This is a genomic window from Pseudomonas sp. GM18 (genome assembly GCF_000282195.1).
Taxonomy (GTDB): domain Bacteria; phylum Pseudomonadota; class Gammaproteobacteria; order Pseudomonadales; family Pseudomonadaceae; genus Aquipseudomonas.
The window spans coordinates 1-25,350 of the sequence record NZ_AKJT01000022.1; the positions used below are offsets into that span (position 1 = coordinate 1).

Annotated in this window: 22 protein-coding genes; 13 read left to right on the plus strand and 9 right to left on the minus strand. The window is 58.1% G+C overall.

All coding sequences use genetic code 11. From position 1 onward, the window contains the following. Positions 1-115: 115 nt before the first annotated feature. Positions 116-430 carry a tetratricopeptide repeat protein gene (locus tag PMI21_RS24595; RefSeq protein WP_007934299.1) on the plus strand — a complete coding sequence of 105 codons (315 nt, stop codon included), beginning with the start codon at positions 116-118 and terminating at the stop codon, positions 428-430. A 60-nt stretch (positions 431-490) separates the two neighbouring features. Here PMI21_RS24595 and PMI21_RS24590 read toward each other — a convergent pair whose 3' ends face one another. Together PMI21_RS24590 and tag are read right to left on the minus strand one after the other, a co-directional pair. Further along, positions 491-1,378 (minus strand): lysophospholipid acyltransferase, encoded by an 888-nt coding sequence (locus tag PMI21_RS24590; protein ID WP_007934302.1) that lies wholly within the window; start codon positions 1,376-1,378, stop codon positions 491-493. Positions 1,379-1,418: 40 nt separating this feature from the next. Continuing rightward, on the minus strand, positions 1,419-1,976 hold the full coding sequence (tag, locus tag PMI21_RS24585; RefSeq protein WP_007934310.1) for a DNA-3-methyladenine glycosylase I: 558 nt from the start codon (positions 1,974-1,976) through the stop codon (positions 1,419-1,421). 81 nt (positions 1,977-2,057) lie between these two features. On the opposite strand from tag, the gene glyQ reads away from it, so the two are divergent. From glyQ to PMI21_RS24565, 4 genes are all read left to right on the plus strand, one after another. Beyond that, a complete protein-coding gene (gene glyQ, locus PMI21_RS24580) occupies positions 2,058-3,011 on the plus strand; it encodes a glycine--tRNA ligase subunit alpha (protein WP_003213601.1) in 954 nt (317 codons plus the stop codon). Further along, the gene (gene glyS / locus PMI21_RS24575; RefSeq protein WP_007934311.1) at positions 3,008-5,062 is read left to right on the plus strand and encodes a glycine--tRNA ligase subunit beta; all 2,055 of its coding nucleotides are present in this window, start codon (positions 3,008-3,010) and stop codon (positions 5,060-5,062) included. Before glyQ ends, glyS begins: the two co-directional genes overlap by 4 nt. A 4-nt stretch (positions 5,063-5,066) precedes the next feature. Beyond that, positions 5,067-5,606 (plus strand): D-glycero-beta-D-manno-heptose 1,7-bisphosphate 7-phosphatase, encoded by a 540-nt coding sequence (gene gmhB / locus PMI21_RS24570; protein WP_177318271.1) that lies wholly within the window; start codon positions 5,067-5,069, stop codon positions 5,604-5,606. 81 nt (positions 5,607-5,687) lie between these two features. Continuing rightward, a complete protein-coding gene (locus PMI21_RS24565) occupies positions 5,688-6,467 on the plus strand; it encodes a lysophospholipid acyltransferase family protein (protein ID WP_033063807.1) in 780 nt (259 codons plus the stop codon). Between the two features lie 182 nt (positions 6,468-6,649). Here PMI21_RS24565 and PMI21_RS24560 read toward each other — a convergent pair whose 3' ends face one another. From PMI21_RS24560 to PMI21_RS24550, 3 genes are all read right to left on the minus strand, one after another. After that, a complete protein-coding gene (locus tag PMI21_RS24560; RefSeq protein ID WP_007934314.1) occupies positions 6,650-8,962 on the minus strand; it encodes a CHASE2 domain-containing protein in 2,313 nt (770 codons plus the stop codon). A gap of 18 nt (positions 8,963-8,980) precedes the next feature. Then, on the minus strand, positions 8,981-9,976 hold the full coding sequence (locus tag PMI21_RS24555) for a FecR family protein (protein WP_007934315.1): 996 nt from the start codon (positions 9,974-9,976) through the stop codon (positions 8,981-8,983). Between the two features lie 333 nt (positions 9,977-10,309). Further along, complete coding sequence (locus PMI21_RS24550) at positions 10,310-10,513, minus strand: hypothetical protein (protein ID WP_177318270.1); 204 nt, start codon at positions 10,511-10,513, stop codon at positions 10,310-10,312. A 235-nt stretch (positions 10,514-10,748) separates the two neighbouring features. On the opposite strand from PMI21_RS24550, the gene PMI21_RS24545 reads away from it, so the two are divergent. Then, on the plus strand, positions 10,749-11,468 hold the full coding sequence (locus PMI21_RS24545; protein ID WP_007934318.1) for a response regulator transcription factor: 720 nt from the start codon (positions 10,749-10,751) through the stop codon (positions 11,466-11,468). A gap of 76 nt (positions 11,469-11,544) precedes the next feature. On the opposite strand, the gene gyrB is transcribed toward PMI21_RS24545, so the two are convergent. From gyrB to dnaA, 4 genes are read right to left on the minus strand one after another with little or no spacing between them, the layout of a single operon-like run. After that, positions 11,545-13,962 carry a DNA topoisomerase (ATP-hydrolyzing) subunit B gene (gene gyrB, locus PMI21_RS24540; RefSeq protein ID WP_007934319.1) on the minus strand — a complete coding sequence of 806 codons (2,418 nt, stop codon included), beginning with the start codon at positions 13,960-13,962 and terminating at the stop codon, positions 11,545-11,547. A 5-nt stretch (positions 13,963-13,967) separates the two neighbouring features. Next, on the minus strand, positions 13,968-15,071 hold the full coding sequence (gene recF, locus PMI21_RS24535; RefSeq protein WP_007934320.1) for a DNA replication/repair protein RecF: 1,104 nt from the start codon (positions 15,069-15,071) through the stop codon (positions 13,968-13,970). A 20-nt stretch (positions 15,072-15,091) separates the two neighbouring features. After that, a complete protein-coding gene (dnaN, locus tag PMI21_RS24530; protein WP_007934321.1) occupies positions 15,092-16,195 on the minus strand; it encodes a DNA polymerase III subunit beta in 1,104 nt (367 codons plus the stop codon). 39 nt (positions 16,196-16,234) lie between these two features. Next, the gene (gene dnaA, locus PMI21_RS24525) at positions 16,235-17,755 is read right to left on the minus strand and encodes a chromosomal replication initiator protein DnaA (RefSeq protein WP_007934322.1); all 1,521 of its coding nucleotides are present in this window, start codon (positions 17,753-17,755) and stop codon (positions 16,235-16,237) included. A 568-nt stretch (positions 17,756-18,323) separates the two neighbouring features. On the opposite strand from dnaA, the gene rpmH reads away from it, so the two are divergent. From rpmH to rsmG, 7 genes are all read left to right on the plus strand, one after another. Then, on the plus strand, positions 18,324-18,458 hold the full coding sequence (gene rpmH, locus PMI21_RS28565) for a 50S ribosomal protein L34 (RefSeq protein WP_003213577.1): 135 nt from the start codon (positions 18,324-18,326) through the stop codon (positions 18,456-18,458). Positions 18,459-18,474: 16 nt separating this feature from the next. After that, positions 18,475-18,876, plus strand: coding sequence for a ribonuclease P protein component (rnpA, locus tag PMI21_RS24520; protein ID WP_026286513.1), 402 nt, complete (start codon positions 18,475-18,477; stop codon positions 18,874-18,876). Continuing rightward, a complete protein-coding gene (gene yidD / locus PMI21_RS28570) occupies positions 18,869-19,114 on the plus strand; it encodes a membrane protein insertion efficiency factor YidD (RefSeq protein WP_003213574.1) in 246 nt (81 codons plus the stop codon). The genes rnpA and yidD overlap by 8 nt, the downstream gene beginning before the upstream one ends. A 2-nt stretch (positions 19,115-19,116) precedes the next feature. Continuing rightward, on the plus strand, positions 19,117-20,808 hold the full coding sequence (gene yidC, locus PMI21_RS24515) for a membrane protein insertase YidC (RefSeq protein WP_007934324.1): 1,692 nt from the start codon (positions 19,117-19,119) through the stop codon (positions 20,806-20,808). A 79-nt stretch (positions 20,809-20,887) separates the two neighbouring features. Further along, complete coding sequence (gene mnmE / locus PMI21_RS24510; protein ID WP_007934325.1) at positions 20,888-22,258, plus strand: tRNA uridine-5-carboxymethylaminomethyl(34) synthesis GTPase MnmE; 1,371 nt, start codon at positions 20,888-20,890, stop codon at positions 22,256-22,258. A 550-nt stretch (positions 22,259-22,808) separates the two neighbouring features. Beyond that, positions 22,809-24,707 (plus strand): tRNA uridine-5-carboxymethylaminomethyl(34) synthesis enzyme MnmG, encoded by a 1,899-nt coding sequence (gene mnmG / locus PMI21_RS24505; protein ID WP_007934327.1) that lies wholly within the window; start codon positions 22,809-22,811, stop codon positions 24,705-24,707. Next, positions 24,704-25,348: a 16S rRNA (guanine(527)-N(7))-methyltransferase RsmG gene (gene rsmG, locus PMI21_RS24500; RefSeq protein WP_007934329.1), complete on the plus strand. Its 645-nt coding sequence runs from the start codon at positions 24,704-24,706 to the stop codon at positions 25,346-25,348. Before mnmG ends, rsmG begins: the two co-directional genes overlap by 4 nt. Positions 25,349-25,350: the final 2 nt, after the last annotated feature.

Sequence of the window (25,350 nt, forward strand, 5' to 3'; positions counted from 1 at the left end):
CTGCGTGGGAATGCCTCAACGGACGCTCCGCGTTCGGCTTTGAATGGGACGCAGAGCGTCCCGGGCTGCATTCCCACGCGGAGCGTGGGAACGATCACTGACTGAGGAAGCACCCATGATCGAATCCCTGGAAAAAATGCTCGCCAAGGGTGTGGATAACTCATTGCTGCGCTTCGGCCTGGGCAAGGGTTATCTGGATATTGGGGAAAACACCAAGGCCGCAGAGCATTTCCAGCGCTGCGTCGAGTTCGATCCGAAGTATTCGGCAGCCTGGAAGCTTTTGGGCAAGGCTCATCTGGCGCTGGCGGACTACGCGGCGGCGCGGCAGGCCTGGGAACAGGGCCTGGAAGCCGCCCGCGCCCATGGCGACAAGCAGGCGGAGAAGGAAATGACGGTGTTTCTGAAAAAGCTTGAACGTCAGGCGCACTGATCAGAGATAACGCAGGCCAAGATCAAAAGATCTCAGCCTGCGGAGTTATCCACAGCAGCATCAATACCAGCGAGCTTCACCCGGTGGACGCTTCTTGAAGCGCTTCATGCTCCACATGTACTGGCTCGGATAAGCCCGCACATACCGCTCGACCACCTGGCTCATGGCCGCGCAGGAGGTTTCGGTATCGGTGCTGTACATGGCGTCCGGTGCGGCTTCGAGGATCACCTTGTAACCCGAACCGTCCGGCAGGCGCAGGGCATGCAGGAACACGCCGACCGCTTTGCCGCCGGCGAGCATGTTCGGCACGAATTTGCTGGTCAGGGCCTGAGTGGCGAAGAATGGCACGAAGATCCCGGCAGATTCGGCCGGTTCCGGATCAGCCGGAATGCCCACTGCGCCACCCTTGCGCACTTCCTTGATCACGCTGAGGATGCCTTCCTTGGTGGAAGCGGCCACCCGGTTCCCCAATTGCACCCGCTGCTTGCGCAGCAACTCATCCACCGCCTTCAGTTTTGGCGGGCGGTAGAAAATGATCGGTTTGCACTGGCTGCAATAGAAGTGGTTCAACACTTCCCAGTTGCCCAGGTGGCTGGTGATGCCAACCACACCTTTGCCGGACGCCAAAGCCTCTTTCAGAACGTCGAGGCCTTCGACTTCCCGCACCAGTTCAATGGAACGCTGGGCTGGCCAGATCCACGCGCAGGCGCTTTCGGTCAAGGACTTGCCAATGTCTTTCAGGCTCTGGCCGACCAGACGCTCACGCTCGGCCGGGTCCATCTGCGGAAAGCACTTGGCGAGGTTGATCCGCACCACGTCGCGGGAACGGTTGGGGGTTTTCCACATGATCCAGCCAATCGCCGAACCCACCGCCTGCACTGCCCGCCACGGCAGCAGGGCAAACAGCCGCAGAGCGCCTACCAGCAAGGCGCCTTTAAACTTATCCACAGGTCACTCCTGATCTTGTGCTGTGCGCGAGGCGGCTATTCTAACCGCCGTTCGCCAAGGGGGCGTAGCGATCGCAATCACGGGTGTGATCCATGACCATGCCCGAAGCCTGCATCAGCGCATAACAGATGGTCGGGCCGACGAACGTGAAGCCGGCTTTTTTCAAGCCTTTGCTCATCTCGATGGCGGCCGGTGTCACCGCTGGGACTTCACTGCGATCCTTGAAATGATTGATCACCGGCGTGCCGCCGACGAACGACCAGAGAAACGCCACCGGGTCCTCCAGCTCCAGCCAAGCCTGGGCATTGCGCCGGGCGGCGTTGAGTTTGAGGCGATTGCGGATGATCCCCGGATCGAGCATCAACTCATCGATTTCAGCGTCACTCATCTGCGCCACGCGCTGTACATCGAAGCCGAACAGCACCTCGCGATAACGCTCGCGTTTGCGCAACACGGTGATCCAGGAAAGCCCGGCCTGGAACCCTTCGAGCAAAAGCAACTCGAACAATCCCTGCGCATCGCGTAGCGGCGTGCCCCACTCCTGATCGTGATAAGCCATGTACAACGGATCTTCGGTACACCAAAAGCAGCGTGGCATAAGGCTCCAGGGGGCGTGCGCAGGACCGAATCGGGTATACTCCCGCTCTTTAAATCGCAGCCCAAGAAACAGGTGAATTTCGTGAGCCAGCCTACGCCAGCCGTGCGTACCTTCCAAGACTTGATCCTCGCCCTCCAGCAATACTGGGCCGAGCAAGGTTGTGTGGTACTTCAGCCCTACGATATGGAAGTAGGCGCCGGCACTTTCCACACTGCCACGTTCCTGCGCGCCATTGGCCCGGAAACCTGGAACGCCGCTTATGTGCAGCCCAGTCGTCGCCCGACTGACGGCCGCTACGGTGAAAACCCGAACCGTCTGCAGCACTACTATCAGTTCCAGGTGGTGCTGAAGCCGAACCCGGACAACTTCCAGGAACTGTACCTGGGCTCCCTCAAGCACGTGGGTCTGGACCCGCTGGTGCATGACATCCGTTTCGTCGAAGACAACTGGGAGTCGCCAACGCTGGGCGCCTGGGGCTTGGGCTGGGAAGTCTGGCTCAACGGCATGGAAGTGACGCAGTTCACTTACTTCCAGCAAGCGGGCGGCATCGAGTGCTACCCGGTGACCGGCGAGATCACTTACGGTCTGGAACGTCTGGCCATGTACCTGCAAGGCGTGGACTCGGTCTACGACCTGGTCTGGGCTGACGGTCCGTTCGGCAAGGTGACCTACGGCGACGTGTTCCACCAGAACGAAGTGGAGCAGTCGACCTACAACTTCGAACACGCCAACGTCGAGAAGCTGTTCGAACTGTTCGACTTCTATGAAAGCGAAGCCAAGCGCCTGATCGAACTCGACCAGCCGCTGCCGTTGCCGAGCTACGAAATGGTGTTGAAGGCCTCACACACCTTCAACCTGCTGGATGCGCGCCGGGCGATCTCGGTGACCGCGCGTCAGCAATACATTCTGCGTGTACGCACCCTGGCGCGTTCCGTCGCGCAAGCCTACCTGCTGGCTCGCGCCAAGCTGGGCTTCCCGATGGCGACCCCGGACCTGCGTGATGAAGTACTGGCCAAGCTGGAGGCTGCACAATGAGTGCTCAAGATTTTCTGGTTGAACTGGGCACCGAAGAACTGCCACCCAAAGCCCTGAACACCCTGGCCGAAGCATTCCTGGCCGGTATCGACAAAGGCCTGCAAGCCGCTGGCCTGAACTACGAGAGCAAAACCGTCTACGCCGCGCCGCGTCGTCTGGCCGTGCTGATCACCGCGCTGGCGACCCAGCAGCCGGATCGCAGCATCAACCTCGACGGCCCGCCACGTCAGGCTGCGTTCGATGCCGAAGGCAACCCGACTCAAGCGGCCCTGGGCTTCGCCAAGAAGTGCGGCGTCGAGCTGAGCGAAATCGATCAGAGCGGCCCGAAGCTGCGCTACAGCCAAAGCATCGCCGGCAAGCCGACCGCGAGCCTGATGCCAACCATCGTCGAAGACTCCCTGAACGACCTGCCTATCCCCAAGCGCATGCGCTGGGGTGCCCGCAAGGAAGAATTCGTTCGTCCGACCCAATGGTTGGTAATGCTCCTCGGTGACCACGTCATCGACTGCACCATCCTCGCTCAGAAGGCCGGCCGCGACTCCCGTGGTCACCGCTTCCACCACCCTGAAAGCGTGCGCATCACCTCGCCGGCCAACTACCTGAACGATCTGCGTGCTGCTTATGTACTGGCCGACGCCAACGAGCGTCGCGAGCTGATCAGCAAGCGCACCGAAGAACTGGCGACAATGCAGGAAGGTACGGCGATCGTTCCGCAAGCCCTGCTCGACGAAGTGACCGCGCTGGTTGAATGGCCGGTGCCGCTGGTGTGCTCGTTCGAAGAGCGTTTCCTCGACGTGCCGCAAGAAGCGCTGATCACCACCATGCAGGACAACCAGAAGTACTTCTGCCTGCTGGATGCCGACGGCAAGTTGCTGCCTCGTTTCATTACCGTGGCCAACATCGAAAGCAAGGATCCGCAGCAGATCATCGCCGGTAACGAGAAAGTGGTTCGCCCACGCCTGACCGACGCCGAGTTCTTCTTCAAGCAAGACAAGAAGCAAAAACTCGAAGAATTCAATCTGCGTCTGCAGAACGTGGTGTTCCAGGAAAAACTCGGCAGCGTCTACGACAAGGCCGAGCGCGTGTCGAAACTGGCGGCCTACATTGCCGCTCGCATCGGCGGTAACGCTTCCTGGGCGGCGCGTGCCGGCCTGCTGTCCAAGTGCGACCTGGCGACCGAGATGGTCGGTGAGTTCCCGGAGATGCAAGGTGTCGCCGGTTACTACTACGCCCTCAACGATGGCGAGCCGGAAGATGTCGCCCTGGCGCTGAACGAGCAGTACATGCCGCGCGGTGCCGGCGCTGAACTGCCGACCACCCTGACCGGTGCGGCCGTGGCCATCGCCGACAAGCTCGACACCCTGGTGGGTATTTTCGGTATCGGCATGCTGCCGACCGGTAGCAAAGACCCGTATGCCCTGCGGCGTGCAGCGCTGGGTGTGTTGCGGATCCTGATCGACAAGAAACTCGACCTCGACCTGAACGACGCCGTGGCCTTCGCCGTGAATGCGTTCGGTGCCAAGGTCAAGGCTGCCGGCCTCAATGACGCCGTGCTGGAGTTCATCTTCGACCGTCTGCGTGCCCGTTACGAAGACGAAGGTGTGGACGTCGCGACCTACCTGTCGGTACGTGCCCTGAAGCCGGGTTCGGCCCTGGACTTCGACCAGCGCGTACAAGCGGTGGAAGCGTTCCGCAAATTGCCGGAAGCCGCTGCCCTGGCCGCCGTGAACAAGCGAGTGTCGAATCTGCTGAGCAAGGTCGAAGGCTCTGTGCCGACGGTCGTTGAAGCCAAGTACTTCGACAACGCCAACGAGTTCTCGCTGTATTCGGCGATCCAGCAGGCGGACCAGGCTGTGCAGCCAATGGCCGCTGCTCGTCAATACAGCGAATCGCTGGCGCGTCTGGCCGCATTGCGCGAGCCGGTGGATGCGTTCTTCGAAGCCGTGATGGTCAACGCCGAAGACGCCAAGGTGCGAGCCAACCGCTATGCGCTGCTGGCGCGTCTGCGTGGGTTGTTCCTCGGCGTCGCCGACATTTCGTTGCTGGGCTGAGGGGCTGCTGTTGAAACTGCTGATTCTCGATCGGGACGGGGTGATCAATTACGACTCCGACGCGTACATCAAGTCGGTGGAGGAGTGGATTCCACTCCCCGGTTCGATCGCAGCGATCGCGCAGTTGAGCAAGGCCGGCTGGACGGTGGCGGTCGCCACCAACCAGTCGGGCATCGCTCGCGGCTATTACGACATCGCCACCCTGGAGGCCATGCACGCTCGCTTGCGCGAGTTGGTGGCGGAGCAGGGCGGCGAAGTCGGGCTGATCGTCTATTGCCCGCACGGGCCAGACGACGGCTGCGATTGCCGCAAGCCAAAACCCGGGATGTTGAAAACCATCGCCGCGCATTACAACGTTTCGCTGACGAATCTATGGTTCGTCGGCGATACTCTCGGTGACCTGGAAGCCGCCAAAGCCGTCGACTGTCAGCCAGTTTTGGTAAAGACCGGGAAAGGCGAAAAGACTCAGGGCAAGACCCTACCGGCAGGCACCTTGATTTTTGACGATCTGGCGGCGATTGCCGCAGAACTTATCCACAACTAAGGCTCTTCTGACATCCTGGCCAAGGACTGATCGGGAGTGCGCTTGAATAGGCGGGCAGTGCCCGCAACGGTAAATGTCGCCATGTCGATACTGCAGGCCATCAGAACCTTCCTCTTTTACCTGCTGCTGGGCACCAGTTCGTTGCTCTGGTGCACCCTGAGCTTTTTTATCGCGCCGTTTCTGCCGTTCAAGGCGCGTTATCGCTTTATCAACGTGTACTGGTGCCGCTGCGCCTTGTGGCTGAGCAAAGTCTTCCTGGGTATTCGCTACGAAGTGAAGGGTGCCGAGAACGTACCTGAGCAGCCCTGCGTGATTCAGTCGAACCACCAGAGCACCTGGGAGACGTTCTTTCTCTCGGCCTACTTCGAACCGTTGAGCCAGGTGCTCAAGCGCGAACTGCTCTACGTGCCGTTCTTCGGCTGGGCCATGGCCATGCTGCGGCCGATCGCCATCGACCGTGACAACCCGAAAGCTGCGCTCAAGCATGTGGCAAAAAAGGGTGATGAACTGCTCAAGGACAATGTCTGGGTACTGATTTTCCCGGAAGGGACTCGCGTTCCCTACGGCACCATCGGCAAGTTCTCCCGTGGCGGCACCGCATTGGCCGTCAATGCGTCATTGCCCGTGCTGCCGATTGCACACAATGCCGGCAAGTTCTGGCCAAAAACCGGTTGGGCCAAAAAGCAGGGCGTGATCACCGTGATCATCGGCGCGCCAATGTACGCCGAGGGTAACGGACCACGGGCCATCGCCGATCTGAATGACCGGGTGCAGGCCTGGAACGAACAGATGCAACGCGAAATGGGTTCGCTGCCAGCAGCCCCGGCGGCACCGAGTGCGACCGATCAAGTGACTGTCTGAGATTCTGTGGATAACCTGTGTACCGTTTTGTTGAAAATCGCTGTATTTAGTTTTTAAGCTTTTGATTTTCATACATATTTCTTAAGAAGATAAAATTTCGGAAAACGTGCATAAGTTTTTTTCGGACGTAAAAAAACCGGCTGATATAGCCGGTTTTTTTATGCCTGTGAAAAGTGTTCGGCTCATTCGCTCAATAGGGGCAGCTCGACACTGAACGTTGTGCCTTGCCCCACCACGCTATGACAGGAAATCCTCCCGCCGTGACGATCCACTACGGCCTTGACCATGGACAACCCCAGCCCCAGGCCGTCACTGCCGTGAGCCGATGCAAAGCGTCGATACTGACTGAACAGCTCGGGAAGTTCTTCGACGGCAATCCCTCGGCCCTGGTCGGCGATCTCGCACGTCAACCAGCCCTCGGCACAACTCACCCGCACGGTGATCCGCGAACCTGCCGGACTGTACTTGATGGCGTTTTCCAGCAGATTGAACAGTGCCCGTGTCAGTAACGACTGATCAGCCAGGACCAGCGCTTCAGCGTCTTCGTCGAGGTCATGCAGCAACTGAATGTTCTTCAGATGAGCGATGCTCGAGGCCTGGTCGAAGGTATCGAGCAGCAACATCGCGAACATGCTCGGCTGAAACTGATAGGCCTCGGATTCAGCCTTTGCCAACTGCACAAAAGCCTCGGTCAGGTTCAGCGCCTTGCGCACTTGTAATTCGATCTGACTGAACACTTGAGTGTCGCCAGACTCCTGATGCCGTTGAACGTCGAGCAAAGCCAGAATCGCCGAGTGGGGAGCCCTCAGGTCATGAGACAGGAAACGCAGCAACACGGCCCGCTGCTCCTCGGCGTCCCGTTCGACGCTCAAGTCAGTGAGGCTCAGTAACCAGCCAATCACCGAGTCGCCTTCGGCCGGCAACAGCGGCGCCAGGTCCAGACGCAGGCTGCGTGCCTGGGTGTCACGAAACTCCAGCGACTCCAGGGCCGACAACGCAGGTAGCGTTCCATTGGACGGTACCGGGTAACCTAACTCGCTCAGTTGCTCGAGCATGTCCTCGCCCACCAGGCTGCTGGAAAATATCTCTCGAGCCTTGCGGTTGGCCAACAGAATGCGCCCGTTCGGATCGCTGATCAGCGTCGCCACCGGCAAGTACTCAAGGCCATCGGCAATGAACCGCCGGGTGTCACGGGTCCGGCTCATGGCCTGCTCCAGCGCGACGATTTGCCCTTGCAGCACATCGCCGGCCGGGGCCGGGGTGCGGCGGCGTTCGGGAAAGACTTTCGGCTCGCTGTCCAGGCGCGCCAGTTCCCAGCCGAAATAGGCGAGCACCGCATTCAGCCTTCGCCAATTCCAGATCAGGTAACCCAACAGCATACCCAGCAGACTCGCGGCCGGTGACCACCACCAACCAAGACGTAACAGCAGGCCCGAGCCCAGCAGCGCGACCGCCATTGCCCCCAGGGTCAGCCATAGGGCGCGACGCGGACGCACCAACATCAGGCCCAGCAACTCACCGACAATCACCACCGATAACAACGCCGCCAAGCGTTCATCGAGAGCCACAATGTTGCGCTGTTGCAGCAGCCCGTTGAGGATATTCGCCTGAATTTCGATGCCCGGGGTGGTACCGATGCTCGCCGATTGCGGTGTCACGTAACGGTCCCCCAAACCTGGAGCGGTGGAGCCGATCAGGATCAAGCGATCGCGCAGCAACTCGGGCGGGACTTCACCGCGCAAGACGCTGACGTAGGGCACACTGGGAAAACCCGCATCGGAACGGATGAAGGGAATCCGTATTTCGTGGGCTCGCTGCCAGCCTTGCATCGACGGCGGGGCAGGGGTTCCGGGCATCGGTACATTTTCCTTGTCGGCAAGGGTCTGTTCGTACAACAGCCAGGCCAGTTGCGCGCGTGTTTGTTGTGCCGGTCCTTCGCTTAAATACACACTGCGCACGATCCCGTCGGCATCCGCTTGGGCATTGATGTGCCCGATGCCTTTGGCGCAATGGCTCAGTGGCGCCACCGGTTCAATTTCCCCCAAAGGCTGCCCATAACGCGCCACGCCTTCACGCAGCAACGGCACGAAGACATTTCCGGCACGGCAGGCCGCCTGGGCCAGAAGCTGATCGTTGCCGGGATGGCTATCGGGTTCGCTGAAAATGACGTCGAACAGAATGCCTTTGGCGTTCGCGGCGCTGAGCCGATCAAGCAGTTGCGCGTGCATGGCTCGCGGCCAAGGCCATCGGCCAAGCTGCTGCAAGCTGTAGTCGTCGATCGTGACGATGAGTATTCGTGGGTCCACCGGCAGCGGGCTCAGCCGGCGCAGGTTGTCGTATAGCAGATTGCTCAAGGTCAGGCCTTGGCTCATCGACAGCGCCGCCGTCAGCGGCAACAGGATCAGGCTGACCCACAACCACTCGCGGACCATTCGCCGAAACAGCCGCTGAGCCTGGGTCGGCTCGCGACCGTCCTTCCTTGGGCGGCCCTTCATCGGTCGTCGGCCAGGGTGTTATTGGACACGCGTGGTCCTGGGGTAATAGAAAATGTCATACACCCCGGTCTCTCCCTCTAACCCCTGAGCGTCATACGCCGACAGGCGAACATGGTAGAACAACGCTTTCAGCCCGCTGAATTTGACCTCGGGTGTGCTGGAAAACTGCTCTTGCTTGATGTCCAGAAAGGCCGCGTCGGTGGCCACTTGCGCCCGATAACGCGTGGCCCCTTCGATGGGCTTCATGATCAATTGCCAGACAGGCACATTACCCGTCTGACCGGCTTGCCCCAACAAACGCGGGGCGGGCAACAAGTCGATTGGCGTCAACGTGCCTTGTTTCTGAATACGCAACCCCTGACGGGCCATGACCTGGACTTCGTCATCCTCAGGGCCCTGAGTCCGTTTGGCAGTGGAGCGGGCAGAGCGGGGGGGCGACGGTACGTCATCACGATTGACCGCCACTTGCCCGTTCAGCACCTCCAGTAGTGCCTGGCCACCGTCATCGTTGCGCACCCGGAAGTGCGTGCCCCGTACGCCCAGTACACCGACCGGCGTGACGATCTGAAAACGATCATGGTCGCTGGCACGCTTGATCACATAGGACTCGACCTGGCCCTGCTCAAGGATAACCTGAGGGATCGAATGTTCTTCATTGAGGTGCAGCGTGATGTGGGAGCTGGAGGGCAACACTACCCGCGAGCCATCGCCCAGGGACAGGCTGACAAACGCCGAGGGCGAGGTCTTGACGCCTTCCTGCTCGTCGATCGGCATGCCTTCTTGCAGTGGCGTCTGTTTACCCTTGGTGTCCAGTTTCCAGGCTTCGCCGGTCAGGTGCTCGACAGTCGCGGGCAGCGGTTGGCCGCGGCATTGTTGATTGTCATCGATATAAGGCAGACGTTTTGCCGAGATGGCAGCCGCCGATGCACTCTGGGTGAGCAATCCCATCAAGCCGGCAACCAGTAAAAGACAAACGCCAGAACGGCGTGGGAGCAATAAGGTCATGGGGTTCATGGATTGGCTTTTATGCTCTTATACAAATCATGCCGGGAAACGCACGCGCTTGACGCACGATACCTGACCGGATGCTCTGGCAGATAGCCATGGGAGCAAAGGAAATGAGATGACACATCCCTGTGTCGGAGCCGAGCAGGCACTCCGTGTGTTTTCCCCTGAACTGCAGACCCGCCGAAAACCGGCGATCGACGGTCCTGCAGTTTGGCATTGACGCTCCCTGCGTCGGAGCACATCCCGATGCCCCTGTGCCGCTCAGCGAAAACGAATTTACCGGCATAAGCGACCTTGCGCGGTCATTCTCAATATTTGTTCAGAATTGACTGAAGGCGCCTAAAACACCCAACGTTGTTGCGCCGAGCGAATGTCGAGCTGGTCGGCTTCCACCTGTGCGGAGTGCACCGGGGCAAAGCCTGGCGAGTCGCCCATCACTGTGTTTGTCTCTGTTGGACCAAAGTAACGCGGCACAGCCGCCTGATCGATGACTGCAATCGACTGGACCGTGGTGCACCCCAGCCCCAGGCCAGCTGCCAACATCAACGCTGCCAGCCTTGTGAACCCATTAGAGAGAATATTTAGACGCATCTTCCCACAGTCCCTTGAACATTCTGCCGATGATTCAACGCCTACCGGCGAAGTGACATCAGCAGCGTATCCATACTTGGGAAATCCGCAGCAATTCGCCACAATTGTTCAGATTCAATCAATCAGCCTAAACTCCTGTAGGAATTTTCTTAACCGTTGCACTTACGAGATGAAGGAAGCACTCGGCATGCGTGTCGCAATACTGGATGACGAACCCGCCGAACTCCGCCGGGTGGAACAGACACTGCGGCAGATCCCCGTAACGGGGGAGCAGGCGTGGACGTTGCACAGTTACGAGCGGGGAGAGGACCTGTTACGGCAACTTCGCCGGGAAACTTTCGATCTGCTGATCCTCGACTGGCAATTGCCCGATATCAGCGGCCTGTCGTTGTTGCGCTGGACCCGGGAACACATGGACTCACCACCGGCCGCGATCATGCTTACCAGTCGCGATACCGAAAGCGATATTGTCCAGGCCTTGAACGCCGGAGCCGATGATTACGTGAGCAAACCGTTTCGTCCCAACGAACTGATGGCTCGGGTCAGCGCGGTGCTTCGTCGGCATGGGCTGCAACGCACAGCAGCCACCGAAATACTCACATTCAATGACCTCGAATTCGACGACGCCGAACTCACCGTCACCCGTGCCTCCACCCCCATCAGCCTGACCGAACGGGAATACCGTCTCGCCCGCTGCCTGTTCGCCAATCTGGGCCGACCTTTGTCCCGTGAATACTTGTATCAGCGCTTTTGGACCCATGAAGAAATCGTGTCCTCCCGCCCGCTCGATACTCATATTTATCGCCTGCGCAACAAGCTGGGCCTGACGGCTGATCGCGGTTGGCAACTGCTGACGATTTACGGGTATGGGTATCGGCTTGAGAGCGTAGCGACTACCGGCGAATGAAGAGCGGTTACATTTCTACGATCAATAAAAAAGGCCAACGCTTTGCGTTGGCCTTTTTTGGTTTGGCGGTACCGGATCAGAAGTCCAGGTTAGACACCGCCAAGGCGTTGCTTTCGATGAAGTCACGGCGCGGTTCGACCGCATCACCCATCAGGGTGTTGAAGATCTGGTCGGCGCCAATGGCGTCTTCGATGGTCACTTTGAGCATGCGGCGCGAGCCCGGATCCATGGTGGTTTCCCACAGCTGATCAGGGTTCATCTCACCCAGACCTTTGTATCGCTGGATGGTATGACGCTTGGTGCTTTCGGCCATCAACCATTCAAGGGCTTCCTTGAACTCGGTGACGGCTTTCTTGCGTTCGCCACGCTGGATATAAGCGCCATCGTCCAGCAAGGTGCTCAGTTGAGCGCCCAGGGAAACGACGGTCTTGTAATCGTTACTGCCGAAGAAGTCGCGGTTGAAGGTGACGTAGTTCGACAGGCCGTGGGAGATCAGTTCGACCTCTGGCAGCCAGACGTTACGTTCACGGTCTTCGCGCAGGCTGGCCTTGTAGACCAGGCCGGACTTCTCGACGGTGCGCAGGCGAACTTCGTACTGAGCCAGCCAATCCTGCATCGCTGCGTGATCGGACAGTTGCTCCATGCTGACGGCTGGCAGGTAGATGAAGTGCTCAGTCAGCTCCTGTGGGTACAGGCGCGACAGGCGCTTGAGGGTCTTCATCACCAGACGGAAGTCATTCACCAGACGCTCGAGGGCTTCACCGGAGATACCCGGGGCTTCCTCGTTCAGGTGCAGGCTCGCATCTTCCAGGGCCGACTGCGTCATGTACTCTTCCATGGCGTCGTCGTCTTTGATGTATTGCTCTTGCTTGCCTTTCTTGACCTTGTACAGCGGTGGCTGGGCGATGTAGATGTAGCCACGCTCGATCAACTCCGGCAACTGACGGAAGAAGAAGGTCAGCAGCAGGGTGCGGATGTGCGAACCGTCGACGTCAGCATCGGTCATGATGATGATGTTGTGATAACGCAGCTTGTCGATGTTGTACTCGTCGCGACCGATGCCGCAGCCCAGCGCGGTGATCAAGGTGCCCACTTCTTGCGAAGAGATCATCTTGTCGAAGCGCGCCTTCTCGACGTTCAGGATCTTGCCCTTCAATGGCAGGATGGCCTGGGTCTTGCGGTTACGTCCCTGCTTGGCGGAGCCGCCAGCAGAGTCACCTTCCACGAGGTACAGTTCGGAAAGGGCAGGGTCTTTTTCCTGGCAGTCCGCCAGTTTGCCCGGCAGGCCGGCGATGTCCAGCGCGCCTTTACGGCGGGTCATCTCACGGGCTTTACGCGCCGCTTCACGGGCACGGGCCGCGTCGATCATCTTGCCGACGACCAGCTTGGCTTCGTTCGGGTTTTCCAGCAGGAAGTCGGAGAAGTACTTGCCCATTTCCTGTTCGACCGCGGTCTTCACTTCGGAAGACACCAGCTTGTCTTTGGTCTGGGAGCTGAACTTCGGATCCGGCACTTTCACCGAAATGATCGCCGTCAGGCCTTCGCGGGCATCGTCACCGGTAGTGGCGACTTTGTGCTTCTTCGCCAGACCTTCCGCTTCGATGTAGGTGTTCAGGTTACGCGTCAGTGCCGAACGGAAACCCACCAGGTGAGTACCGCCATCGCGCTGCGGAATGTTGTTGGTGAAGCACAACAGGTTCTCGTTGAAGCTGTCGTTCCACTGCAGGGCGATTTCCACGCCGATGCCATCTTCACGCTGGATGTTGAAGTGGAACACCTGGTTGACCGCAGTCTTGTTGGTGTTCAGGTATTCAACGAACGCACGCAGACCACCTTCGTACTTGAACAACTCTTCCTTGCCGCTGCGCTCGTCCTTGAGGACGATGCCGACACCGGAGTTAAGGAAGGACAGTTCGCGAATCCGCTTGGCCAGGATGTCCCAGCTGAAGTGGATGTTCTTGAAGGTGTCAGCCGAAGGCTTGAAGTGAATCTGGGTACCGGTGGATTCGCTGTCGCCAACGATTTTCATCGGCTCTTGCGGAACACCGTGGACGTAAGTCTGTTCCCAGATCTTGCCGCTGCGGCGAACGGTCAGGACCAGTTCTTCGGACAGGGCGTTAACCACCGATACACCTACACCGTGCAGACCGCCGGAAACTTTGTAGGAGTTGTCGTCGAACTTACCGCCGGCGTGCAGCACGGTCATGATGACCTCGGCCGCCGAGACGCCTTCTTCTTTGTGCACGTCTACCGGGATGCCACGACCGTTGTCGCGAACGGTGATGGATTCATCCGGGTGGATGATGATGCTGATGTCGTCGCAGTGGCCGGCCAAAGCTTCGTCGATCGAGTTATCGACCACCTCGAACACCATGTGGTGCAGACCGCTGCCATCGTCGGTGTCACCAATGTACATACCGGGACGTTTGCGTACGGCATCCAGGCCTTTCAGCACTTTAATGCTCGTTGAGTCGTACGTATTTTCTTCGCTCAATGCCTTCACTCCCGATGGTCGTGGGTCTGGGTGATACGGCCCTGTTCCACGTGGAACAGAGCGACTGGCGTTTCCGTCTGCCAGCCTTCCCTCAATAATTCGTGATCTACACAGGTGATAAATACCTGGCAGCGTAAGTCTTCCAGCAAGCGGCAAAGCGCGCGACGGTGGTGCTCGTCCAGTTCGGACGGCAGGTCATCCACCAGATAAATACACTGGCCGCGTCGGGCCTGGCTGACCAAGTGCCCTTGGGCAATCCGCAATGCACAGACCACCAACTTCTGCTGACCACGGGACAAGATGTCCGCGGCGTTATGTGCGCCTAATCGGAGACGCAAATCAGCACGTTGTGGTCCGGCCTGGGTATGACCCATTTGCTGATCCCGCTGAAGGGATCCGGCGAGCACTGCACTCAACTCACGGTCTTTGTCCCAGCCTCGGTAATAGCTGAGCGTCAAGCCCTCAAGCTCAACCAGTTCGCTCAAGGTCTGTTCAAAGACTGGTTTCAAGGCTTTGATGTAAGCGCGGCGGTATTCATCTATTTCATTGCTGGCCTGGCACAGTTCCCTGTCCCAAACCGCTTGCGAAACGGCGTCAAGTGTACCATGCCGCAGCCAAGAGTTTCTCTGGCGCAAGGCCTTCTGCAAGCGCTGCCACGTGGACATGAATCGCGGTTCCACGTGGAACACACCCCAGTCGAGAAACTGCCGGCGAATCTTCGGCGCGCCTTCCAGCAGGCGGAAGCTGTCCGGGTTGATCAACTGCAGCGGCAGGATCTCCGCCAGTTGTGCTGCACTACGGGCGTTCTGCCCGTCGATACGGATCTGGAACTCTCCCTGACGATCGCGAGATATCCCCAATGCGCTGTGCCCGCCCTCGGCCAATTCGACCTGGCCAAATACCGTGCACGCCAATTGCTCGTACTGAATGACCGGCAACAGGCGGGTGCTACGAAACGAACGGGCAAGCCCCAGCAGATGAATGGCTTCCAGAACACTGGTTTTGCCGCTGCCGTTGGCGCCGTAAAGAATGTTGATTCGGGGGGAGGGGGAGAAGGTCACCGGGTGCAGATTGCGCACCGCGGTGACCGAGACGCGACTTAAGGACATCTAGCTTCTGCTGAGCATGATTACAGACGCATCGGCATGACAACGTAAGCCGAGTCGTCGTTGTCGGACTCTTGCACCAGCGCACTGCTGTTGGAGTCGGACAGGATCAGGCGAACCTGCTCGGTGGTCATCACGCCCAATACGTCGAGCAGGTAGCTCACGTTGAAGCCGATTTCCAGAGAGCCGCCGTTGTACTCAACGCCCACTTCTTCTTCCGCTTCTTCCTGCTCCGGGTTGTTCGCCTGGATCTTCAGCTGACCGTTGGCCAGTTGCAGACGGATGCCGCGGTACTTCTCGTTGGACAGAATCGCGGTACGGCTGAACGCTTCACGCAGGGCCTGGCGATCGCCGAGTACCAGCTTGTCGCCGCCTTTAGGCAGAACGCGCTCGTAGTCAGGGAATTTACCGTCGACCAGTTTCGAGGTGAAGGTGAACTCACCGGTGGTAGCACGGATGTGATGCTGGCCCAGCACGATGCTGACGTTGCCGTCCGGTTCGGTCAGCAGACGCGCCAGTTCCAGAATACCTTTGCGTGGCACGATGACCTGATGACGATCCGGCTGACCGATATCGGCCTGCATCGAGCACATGGCCAGACGGTGACCGTCGGTCGCCACGGCGCGGATGATCCCGGCCGAGACTTCCAGCAGCATGCCGTTGAGGTAATAACGCACGTCCTGCTGCGCCATGGCGAAGCTGGTGCGTTCGATCAGACGACGCAGTTTGCTTTGCTCCAGGCTGCAGGTCAGCGAACCCGGGCCTTCTTCCACCGTCGGGAAATCATTGGCCGGCAGGGTCGACAGGGTGAAGCGGCTACGGCCGGCCTTCACCACGAGCTTCTGCTCGTCGACCTTGATATCGATCAGCGCATCGTTCGGCAAGCTCTTGCAGATGTCCATCAGCTTGCGCGCAGGCACAGTGATGGAACCCGGGTCTGCAGGCTCTTCGAGTTGCACACGACCGACCAGCTCGACTTCCAGGTCGGTACCGGTCAGCGACAGTTGCTGGCCTTCGACAACCAGCAGCACGTTGGAAAGCACCGGCAAGGTCTGTCGGCGCTCGACGACGCCTGCGACCAGTTGCAGGGGTTTCAACAGGGCTTCGCGTTGAATGATGAAATGCATGGTCTAGTCCCTTGCCTTAATAAGCTGCGCTGGTGTTCATCAAGTGGTCAGTGTACGCAGCAGGTTCTTATAGTCCTCGCGGATGTCCGCGTCGGATTCCTTAAGCTCGTTGATCTTGCGGCAGGCGTGCAAAACAGTCGTGTGGTCGCGGCCGCCAAACACATCGCCGATTTCCGGCAGGCTGTGGTTGGTCAATTCCTTGGACAACGCCATAGCGACCTGACGCGGACGTGCTACCGAGCGTGAACGACGCTTGGACAGCAGGTCGGAGATCTTGATCTTGTAATACTCGGCGACGGTGCGCTGAATGTTATCCACAGAGACCAGTTTATCTTGCAGCGCCAACAAGTCTTTCAGGGATTCGCGAATCAGCTCGATGGTGATGTCGCGGCCCATAAAGTGCGAGTGGGCGATCACGCGTTTAAGCGCGCCTTCCAGCTCACGGACGTTGGAGCGAATACGCTGGGCGATGAAGAATGCCGCGTCGTGTGGCAGATCGACTTTGGCCTGGTCAGCCTTTTTCATCAGGATCGCTACGCGGGTTTCCAGCTCCGGCGGCTCGACGGCAACCGTCAGGCCCCAGCCAAAGCGGGATTTGAGGCGTTCTTCAAGGCCTTCGATTTCTTTCGGATAGCGGTCACTGGTGAGAATGACTTGCTGGCCACCTTCGAGCAACGCGTTGAAGGTGTGGAAAAACTCTTCCTGCGAACGTTCCTTGCGAGCGAAGAACTGAATGTCATCGATCAGCAACGCATCCACCGAACGGTAGAAGCGCTTGAACTCGTTGATCGCGTTCAGCTGCAGCGCCTTGACCATGTCGGCCACGAAACGCTCCGAATGCAGGTACACGACCTTGGCATTCGGGTTCTTCTTTAATAGGTGGTTACCCACAGCGTGCATCAAGTGGGTTTTACCCAAACCGACGCCGCCATAAAGGAAGAGCGGGTTGTAACCGTGTTTAGGGTTGTCCGCCACCTGCCAGGCCGCAGCCCGTGCCAGTTGGTTGGACTTACCTTCGACGAAGTTCTCGAAGGTGAAAGTGCGGTTCAGGTAGCTGGTGTGCTTGAGCGCACCTTCGACCTGCACAGTGCGCTGCTCGGAACGAACCGGGGCCTGTTGCGAACTGGCGCCCGCCATTGGGTCGAAGCTGTCGCGGGACGGCTCTTCACTGACCTCGGCAACTTTTTGCGTCGAACGCTTGGTCGGTGCCGCCGCCGGAGCAGGGGCTGGAGCGCTGACCGGTGCCGCAGCCGCCTGAGCCTGGGACGCCGCAGCGGCCAACGGGGCATTGGGTGCCGCACGCGGTGCCGAACTGCGTTTGCTGCCTATTAATAAGGAAAGCGCCGGCGCCATGCCATTGCCGTGCTCATCCAGCAGTTCAAGGACGCGGCCCAGGTACTTTTCGTTGACCCAGTCGAGAACAAAACGATTCGGTGCGTAGACACGCAACTCGTCGCCTTCGGCTTCGACCTGTAGCGGGCGGATCCAAGTGTTGAATTGTTGGGCAGGCAGCTCATCGCGCAAAAGCTCCACGCACTGCTGCCAAAGTTCCACTGACACGGATATCCCCTAAGTTGAAAGCCGGTGAGGCAAAAACAAGCGGTCATTGTAGCGGCCAGACGCCCACTTATCCACATGCAGGTTGCGCACAGGGCATGAATTATCAACGCGTTAACCCTCGAAAAGAAGACCAACGGTATGTGCATAAGCTCTGTGGATAACCGCCCATGAGGGCACTGGACAAGTGGGGGCGAAACTCGGTGGATAACCTGGCTGTGGATAACTGACCTTTCCACGCACAGCTTATCCGATAGCGCAGCACAGGCTGACCACCGTTTTCCACCGTAGTTGTCATTCTCTGTACATCACGTTTCTTAAGGGCTTAAGGTAGTTATCCACAGATGATCGTGCCCCTAGCTTTTACAAGCTTTACAGAAAAGCTTTAAATAATTCCCTTCTTTATTTCTATATCTAGCTAACGACCTGCGGACGAGCAAAACCTCTGGAGATCTATTTATAAGGAAACGTTGGTTGGAAATTGACCTAGAGGCTTGCTTTCTCTAGAATCCCCGGTCTCTTAAAACGGGGGCCATTCCGGCCCGTTGTGGACGAACCAGGTAACACGACAATGAAACGTACTTTCCAACCAAGCACTATCAAACGCGCTCGTACCCACGGTTTCCGTGCTCGCATGGCTACCAAGAACGGTCGTGCCGTCCTGTCGCGTCGTCGCGCCAAAGGTCGTGCGCGTCTGGCAGTTTGATAATCCGGCACTGGAGGTGAGTCAGGACTTCAGTCGGGATAAGCGTCTGCTTACTCCCCGGCATTTCAAGGCAGTCTTTGACTCCCCTACCGGCAAGGTTCCGGGGAAAAATCTCCTGCTCCTTGCGCGCAATAACGATCTTGATCACCCCCGTCTCGGGCTGGTTATCGGGAAAAAGAGCGTAAAGCTCTCCGTCGAGCGCAATCGCCTCAAACGTCTGATGCGCGAATCGTTTCGCCTGAACCAGGATTCACTGGTCGGTTGGGACATTGTTATCGTCGCGCGCAAAGGTTTGGGTGACGTAGAAAACCCCGAATTGATTCAGCATTTCGGCAAACTCTGGAAACGTCTGGCACGCAGCAAGCCGGTACCAGCAGTCAAAGCCGAAACTGTAGGGGTAGACAGTCCCGATGCGTAAACTGGCACTCGTTCCGATCCAGTTTTATCGCTATGCCATTAGTCCCCTGATGGCCAATCACTGTCGTTTCTACCCCAGTTGTTCCTGCTACGCGTTAGAAGCCATAGAAAATCATGGCCTTCTGCGCGGTGGCTGGCTGACCTTTCGTCGTTTAGGTCGCTGTCATCCGTGGAATCCCGGTGGTTATGACCCGGTTCCACCTATCCCTACCTCCCGTTCTTCTTCGATGGCCGAGTAATCATGGATATCAAACGCACGATCCTGATCGTCGCCCTGGCAATCGTGTCCTACGTTATGGTTCTTAAATGGAACCAGGACTATGGCCAGGCTGCCCTGCCGACTCAGAATGTTGCTTCCAGTACTACCGCACCGGGCCTACCGGATACGGCGACTGGCAATAATGCTTCCGCCAGTGACGACATCCCGCGTGCCGCAAGCGATACCAGTGCAACTGCAACTGCACCTGCTGAAACGCCAGTGGCTGCAAGCAAAGACCTCATCCAGATCAAAACGGATGTGCTCAACCTGGCTATCGATCCACAAGGTGGCGATGTTGCCCAGCTGACGCTGCCGCTGTATCCACGTCGCCAGGACCATCCGGAAATTCCATTCCAGCTGTTCGATAACGGCAACGAGCGGACTTATCTGGCTCAGAGCGGCCTGATCGGCACCAACGGCCCGGACGCAAGTCCTGCCGGTCGTCCGGTTTACTCCTCCGAGAAGAAGACTTATCAACTGGCTGACGGTCAGGACCAATTGGTCGTGGACCTTAAGTTCAGCAAGGACGGCGTCAACTACATCAAGCGTTTCACCCTGAAACGTGGCCTGTATGACGTGACCGTTTCCTACCTGATCGACAACCAGAGCGCTCAGCCCTGGTCCGGTGCAATGTTCGCGCAACTGAAGCGTGATGCCAGTTCCGATCCTTCTTCCAGCACTGCCACCGGCACCGCGACTTACCTGGGCGCCGCCCTGTGGACAAGTAACGAGCCGTACAAGAAAGTGTCGATGAAGGACATGGACAAGGCTCAGCTGAAAGAAACCGTCAGCGGTGGCTGGGTTGCCTGGTTGCAGCACTATTTCGTGACCGCATGGATTCCGGCCAAGGGCGAAAACAACGTCGTCCAGACCCGTAAAGACAGCAAAGGCAACTACATCATCGGCTACACCGGTCCTTCCCTGACCGCTGCGCCAGGTGCCAAGGTTGAAACCAGCGCCGTTCTGTACGCAGGTCCAAAAAGCCAGGCTGTGCTGAAACAGTTGTCCCCAGGTCTGGAACTGACCGTCGACTACGGCATTCTGTGGTTCATTGCCCAGCCAATCTTCTGGTTGCTGCAACATATCCACGCACTGGTTGGTAACTGGGGCTTCTCGATCATCTTCCTGACCATGCTGATCAAGGGGATTTTCTTCCCACTGTCGGCCGCCAGCTACAAATCCATGGCTCGCATGCGTGCAGTGGCACCGAAACTGGCCGCGCTGAAAGAGCAACATGGCGAAGACCGGCAGAAAATGTCGCAAGCCATGATGGAGCTGTACAAGAAAGAGAAGATCAATCCACTGGGTGGCTGCTTGCCAATCCTGGTGCAGATGCCGGTTTTCCTTTCGCTGTACTGGGTTCTGCTGGAAAGCGTGGAAATGCGCCAGGCGCCATTCATGCTGTGGATTACTGACCTGTCGATCAAGGATCCGTTCTTCATTCTGCCGATCATCATGGGCGCAACCATGTTCATCCAGCAGCAGTTGAACCCGACGCCTCCGGATCCGATGCAGGCCAAGGTGATGAAGCTGATGCCAATCATCTTCACCTTCTTCTTCCTGTGGTTCCCGGCCGGTCTGGTACTGTACTGGGTAGTGAACAACTGCCTGTCGATCGCCCAACAGTGGTACATCACCCGTAAGATCGAAGCGGCTACCAAAGCAGCTGCCTGATTTACACTGTGGATAACCACTCAAAACGCCCCCTAGTGGGGCGTTTTGCTATCTGTCACTTTTGTCTGGATACCGGTTTATGAGCGTTCCTCGTGAAACCATCGCTGCCGTCGCCACCGCTCAAGGTCGCGGCGGTGTGGGCATCGTCCGTATTTCCGGGCCGCTGGCGAGTGTGGCGGCCAAAGCCATCAGCGGCCGCGAACTGAAACCGCGGTTCGCCCATTACGGCCCGTTCCTCAGTGAAAACGAAGAGGTGCTGGACGAAGGCATCGCGCTGTATTTCCCGGGACCGAATTCGTTCACCGGCGAAGATGTGCTGGAGCTGCAGGGCCACGGCGGACCAATCGTCCTGGATATGTTGCTCAAACGCTGCCTTGAACTGGGCTGCCGTCTGGCCCGACCGGGTGAATTCAGCGAACGCGCCTTCCTCAATGACAAGCTTGACCTGGCTCAGGCCGAAGCCATTGCCGACCTGATCGAAGCAAGTTCTGCACAGGCAGCACGAAATGCCCTGCGTTCGTTGCAAGGGGCGTTTTCCCAGCGTGTGCATAACCTTACCGAGCAACTGATAGGCCTGCGCATTTACGTCGAAGCGGCCATCGACTTCCCTGAAGAAGAAATCGACTTCCTTGCCGATGGCCATGTGCTGAGCATGCTGGATAAAGTGCGCGACGAATTATCCACAGTGCTTAGGGAAGCCGGGCAGGGGGCCTTGCTGCGTGACGGCATGACGGTAGTCATTGCCGGCCGGCCGAATGCCGGCAAGTCCAGCCTTCTGAATGCCTTGGCCGGACGTGAAGCCGCGATCGTAACCGAGATTGCCGGCACGACCCGGGACATTCTTCGCGAACATATCCACATCGATGGCATGCCGTTACATGTGGTTGACACTGCAGGGCTGCGGGATACCGATGATCAGGTGGAGAAAATCGGCGTCGAACGGGCATTGAAAGCCATCGGCGAAGCGGATCGGGTGTTGCTGGTGGTCGATGCCACGGCTCCCGAGGCCCTTGATCCATTTGCCTTGTGGCCTGAATTCCTTGAAACCCGCCCGGATCCGGCAAAAGTGACGCTGATTCGTAACAAGGCAGACCTGACGGGCGAAGCAATTGCCCTGGAAGTCAGTAACGATGGCCACGTAACGATCAGCCTCAGTGCCAGGTCCGCCGGCGAAGGCCTGGAGTTACTGCGCGAGCATCTCAAGGCCTGCATGGGTTACGAGCAGACCTCTGAAAGCAGCTTCAGTGCTCGCAGGCGTCACCTGGAGGTACTGCGTCACGCGAGTGCGTCCCTCGAACACGGCCGCGCGCAGCTGACGTTAGCGGGTGCCGGTGAACTATTGGCCGAAGATTTGCGGCAAGCCCAGCAGTCTTTGGGCGAAATCACCGGCGCATTCAGCTCCGATGATCTGCTGGGCAGGATCTTTTCCAGCTTCTGCATCGGTAAATAGTCCTTCTGCGTTACCCACAGACAGGCCGTTCTGGCCTGTCTGCTCCTCTTCTTCTGAAATAGCCCTCCGCTGCCGAGCAGATTTTTCTGCTCGGGCAAATTTTCCGTGCCCGGGATTTGCTCGCTCAGCCCTTTTCTGTGGATTAAGCCCTGTGAATAACTGCCGCTAAGGGCAGTTGATAACAAGGCCTCAAAACTGAAGATAACCGCCTCTGTGGATAACAACCCCTTTCATCCACAGGCTTACACCGGTTATCCAAGGGCCTCCCTAGCACATGACCACAGGGTTTTGAATCTCTGTACACATTGAAAATAAAGGCGTGTATGAATCTATCCACAGAAAGGTGGGTCAGTAGAAATAAACATAAAAACAAAGATTTAATAAATTTCTCTCTTTTTAATTTCTATAACCCCGACTTCTCCACAGCTGGTTAAATTTTGTGCAAAGGGTTCTTTAGGAAGGGCGAAGTCCCTATACTTGCCGACCAGGTCCAAGAACCTGAGCTCAAACTATTCCGGATTACCTGACTAAAGCAGGCACGAGGTGCGTGGTGGATTTCCCTTCCCGTTTTGAAGTGATCGTCATCGGCGGCGGTCATGCCGGTACCGAGGCAGCACTTGCATCAGCACGTATGGGGGCAAAAACCCTGTTGCTGACGCATAACGTGGAAACCCTCGGTGCCATGAGCTGCAACCCCGCCATTGGTGGGATCGGCAAAAGCCATCTGGTCAAGGAAATCGATGCCCTGGGTGGCGCGATGGCCATGGCTACCGATAAAGGTGGTATTCAATTTCGCGTATTGAACAGCCGCAAAGGCCCGGCCGTGCGTGCAACTCGCGCCCAGGCAGATCGGGTGCTGTACAAGGCCGCTGTCCGCGAAGCTTTGGAAAACCAGCCGAACCTGTGGATATTTCAACAGGCCGCGGACGACCTGATCGTCGAGCAGGAACAAGTGCGCGGCGTTGTCACTCAAATGGGCCTGCGTTTCTTCGCCGACTCCGTGGTGCTGACGACGGGCACCTTCCTCGGTGGACTTATCCACATCGGAATGCAGAATTATTCCGGCGGTCGCGCCGGTGATCCGCCGTCGATTGCCCTGGCCCATCGTCTGCGTGAACTGCCATTGCGGGTCGGTCGCTTGAAAACCGGTACTCCGCCGCGTATCGACGGTCGGTCTGTGGATTTCTCGGTCATGACCGAGCAGGCCGGTGATACGCCGATCCCGGTGATGTCGTTCATGGGCTCCAAAGAGCAGCACCCGAAACAGGTCAGCTGCTGGATTACCCACACCAACGCCCGAACCCACGAAATCATTGCCGCCAACCTCGATCGTTCGCCGATGTATTCCGATGCCGGGTTGATCGAAGGTATCGGCCCACGTTATTGCCCATCGATCGAAGACAAGATCCACCGCTTTGCCGACAAGGAAAGCCACCAGGTCTTCATCGAACCGGAAGGGTTGACCACTCACGAGCTGTACCCGAACGGGATATCCACATCCTTGCCGTTCGACGTGCAATTGCAGATCGTGCAATCGATCCGTGGCATGGAAAACGCGCACATCGTGCGTCCGGGCTACGCCATCGAGTACGACTATTTCGACCCGCGTGACCTGAAGTACAGCCTGGAAACCAAAGTCATCGCCGGTCTGTTCTTCGCTGGGCAAATCAACGGCACCACCGGTTACGAAGAAGCCGGCGCCCAGGGTTTGCTGGCTGGAGCCAACGCCGCACTGCGAGCCCAGGGCAAAGATGCTTGGTGCCCGCGTCGCGACGAAGCGTACATCGGCGTTTTGGTTGACGACCTGATTACCCTTGGTACCCAGGAACCGTATCGGATGTTCACATCCCGCGCCGAATACCGCTTGATTCTGCGTGAAGACAATGCCGACCTGCGTCTGACCGAAAAAGGTCGCGAACTGGGTCTGGTGGATGACGTGCGTTGGGCGGCTTTCTGCAAAAAACGCGAAAGCATCGATCTGGAAGAACAACGCCTGAAAAGTACCTGGGTTCGCCCGGGCACCGAGCAGGGCGATGCGATTGCCGAGAAGTTCGGCACGCCGCTGACCCACGAATACAATTTGCTCAACCTGCTGAGCCGTCCGGAAATCGACTACGCTGGTCTGATCGCCGTGACTGGCGGGGGCGCAGAAGATCCACAGGTCGCCGAACAGGTCGAAATCAAGACCAAATACGCCGGTTACATCGACCGTCAACAGGATGAAATCGCACGCCTGCGGGCCAGCGAAGACACCAAACTGCCTGTGGATATCGATTACACGAACATCTCCGGTCTTTCCAAAGAGATCCAGAGCAAGCTTGGTGCGACCCGTCCGGAGACTTTGGGCCAGGCGTCGCGGATTCCGGGCGTGACCCCAGCGGCGATTTCGCTGTTGATGATTCATTTGAAAAAACGCGGCGCGGGCCGTCAGTTGGAGCAAAGCGCTTGAGTTCGTTGGTTACCTCGCAACATGCAGAAGAGTTATCCACAGGTGCTCGCCAGCTCGGTGTCACACTGACGGAAGCCCAGCACGCTCAGCTGCTGGGTTATCTGGCCTTGTTGATCAAATGGAACAAGGCTTACAACCTGACAGCCGTGCGCGATCCGGACGAAATGGTCTCCCGTCACCTGCTCGATAGCTTGAGCGTGATGTCGTTCGTCGAAAACGGTCGCTGGCTGGACGTTGGCAGCGGCGGCGGCATGCCGGGTATTCCGTTGGCGATCCTCTTTCCAGAGTCCCAGGTGACCTGTCTGGACAGCAACGGCAAGAAAACCCGCTTCCTGACCCAGGTCAAACTCGAACTCAAACTGGATAACCTGCAAGTTATCCACAGTCGCGTCGAAGCCTTCCAGCCTGAACTGCCATTCAACGGGATCATTTCCCGGGCGTTCAGCAGCATGGAGAACTTCAGCAACTGGACTCGCCATTTGGGCGACGCCGATACACGCTGGCTGGCAATGAAGGGCGTTCATCCCGCCGATGAGCTGGTAGCATTGCCGGCAGACTTCCACCTCGATAGCGAACACGCCCTGGCCGTACCCGGTTGCCAAGGCCAACGCCATCTGCTGATACTGCGCCGCACGGCATGATT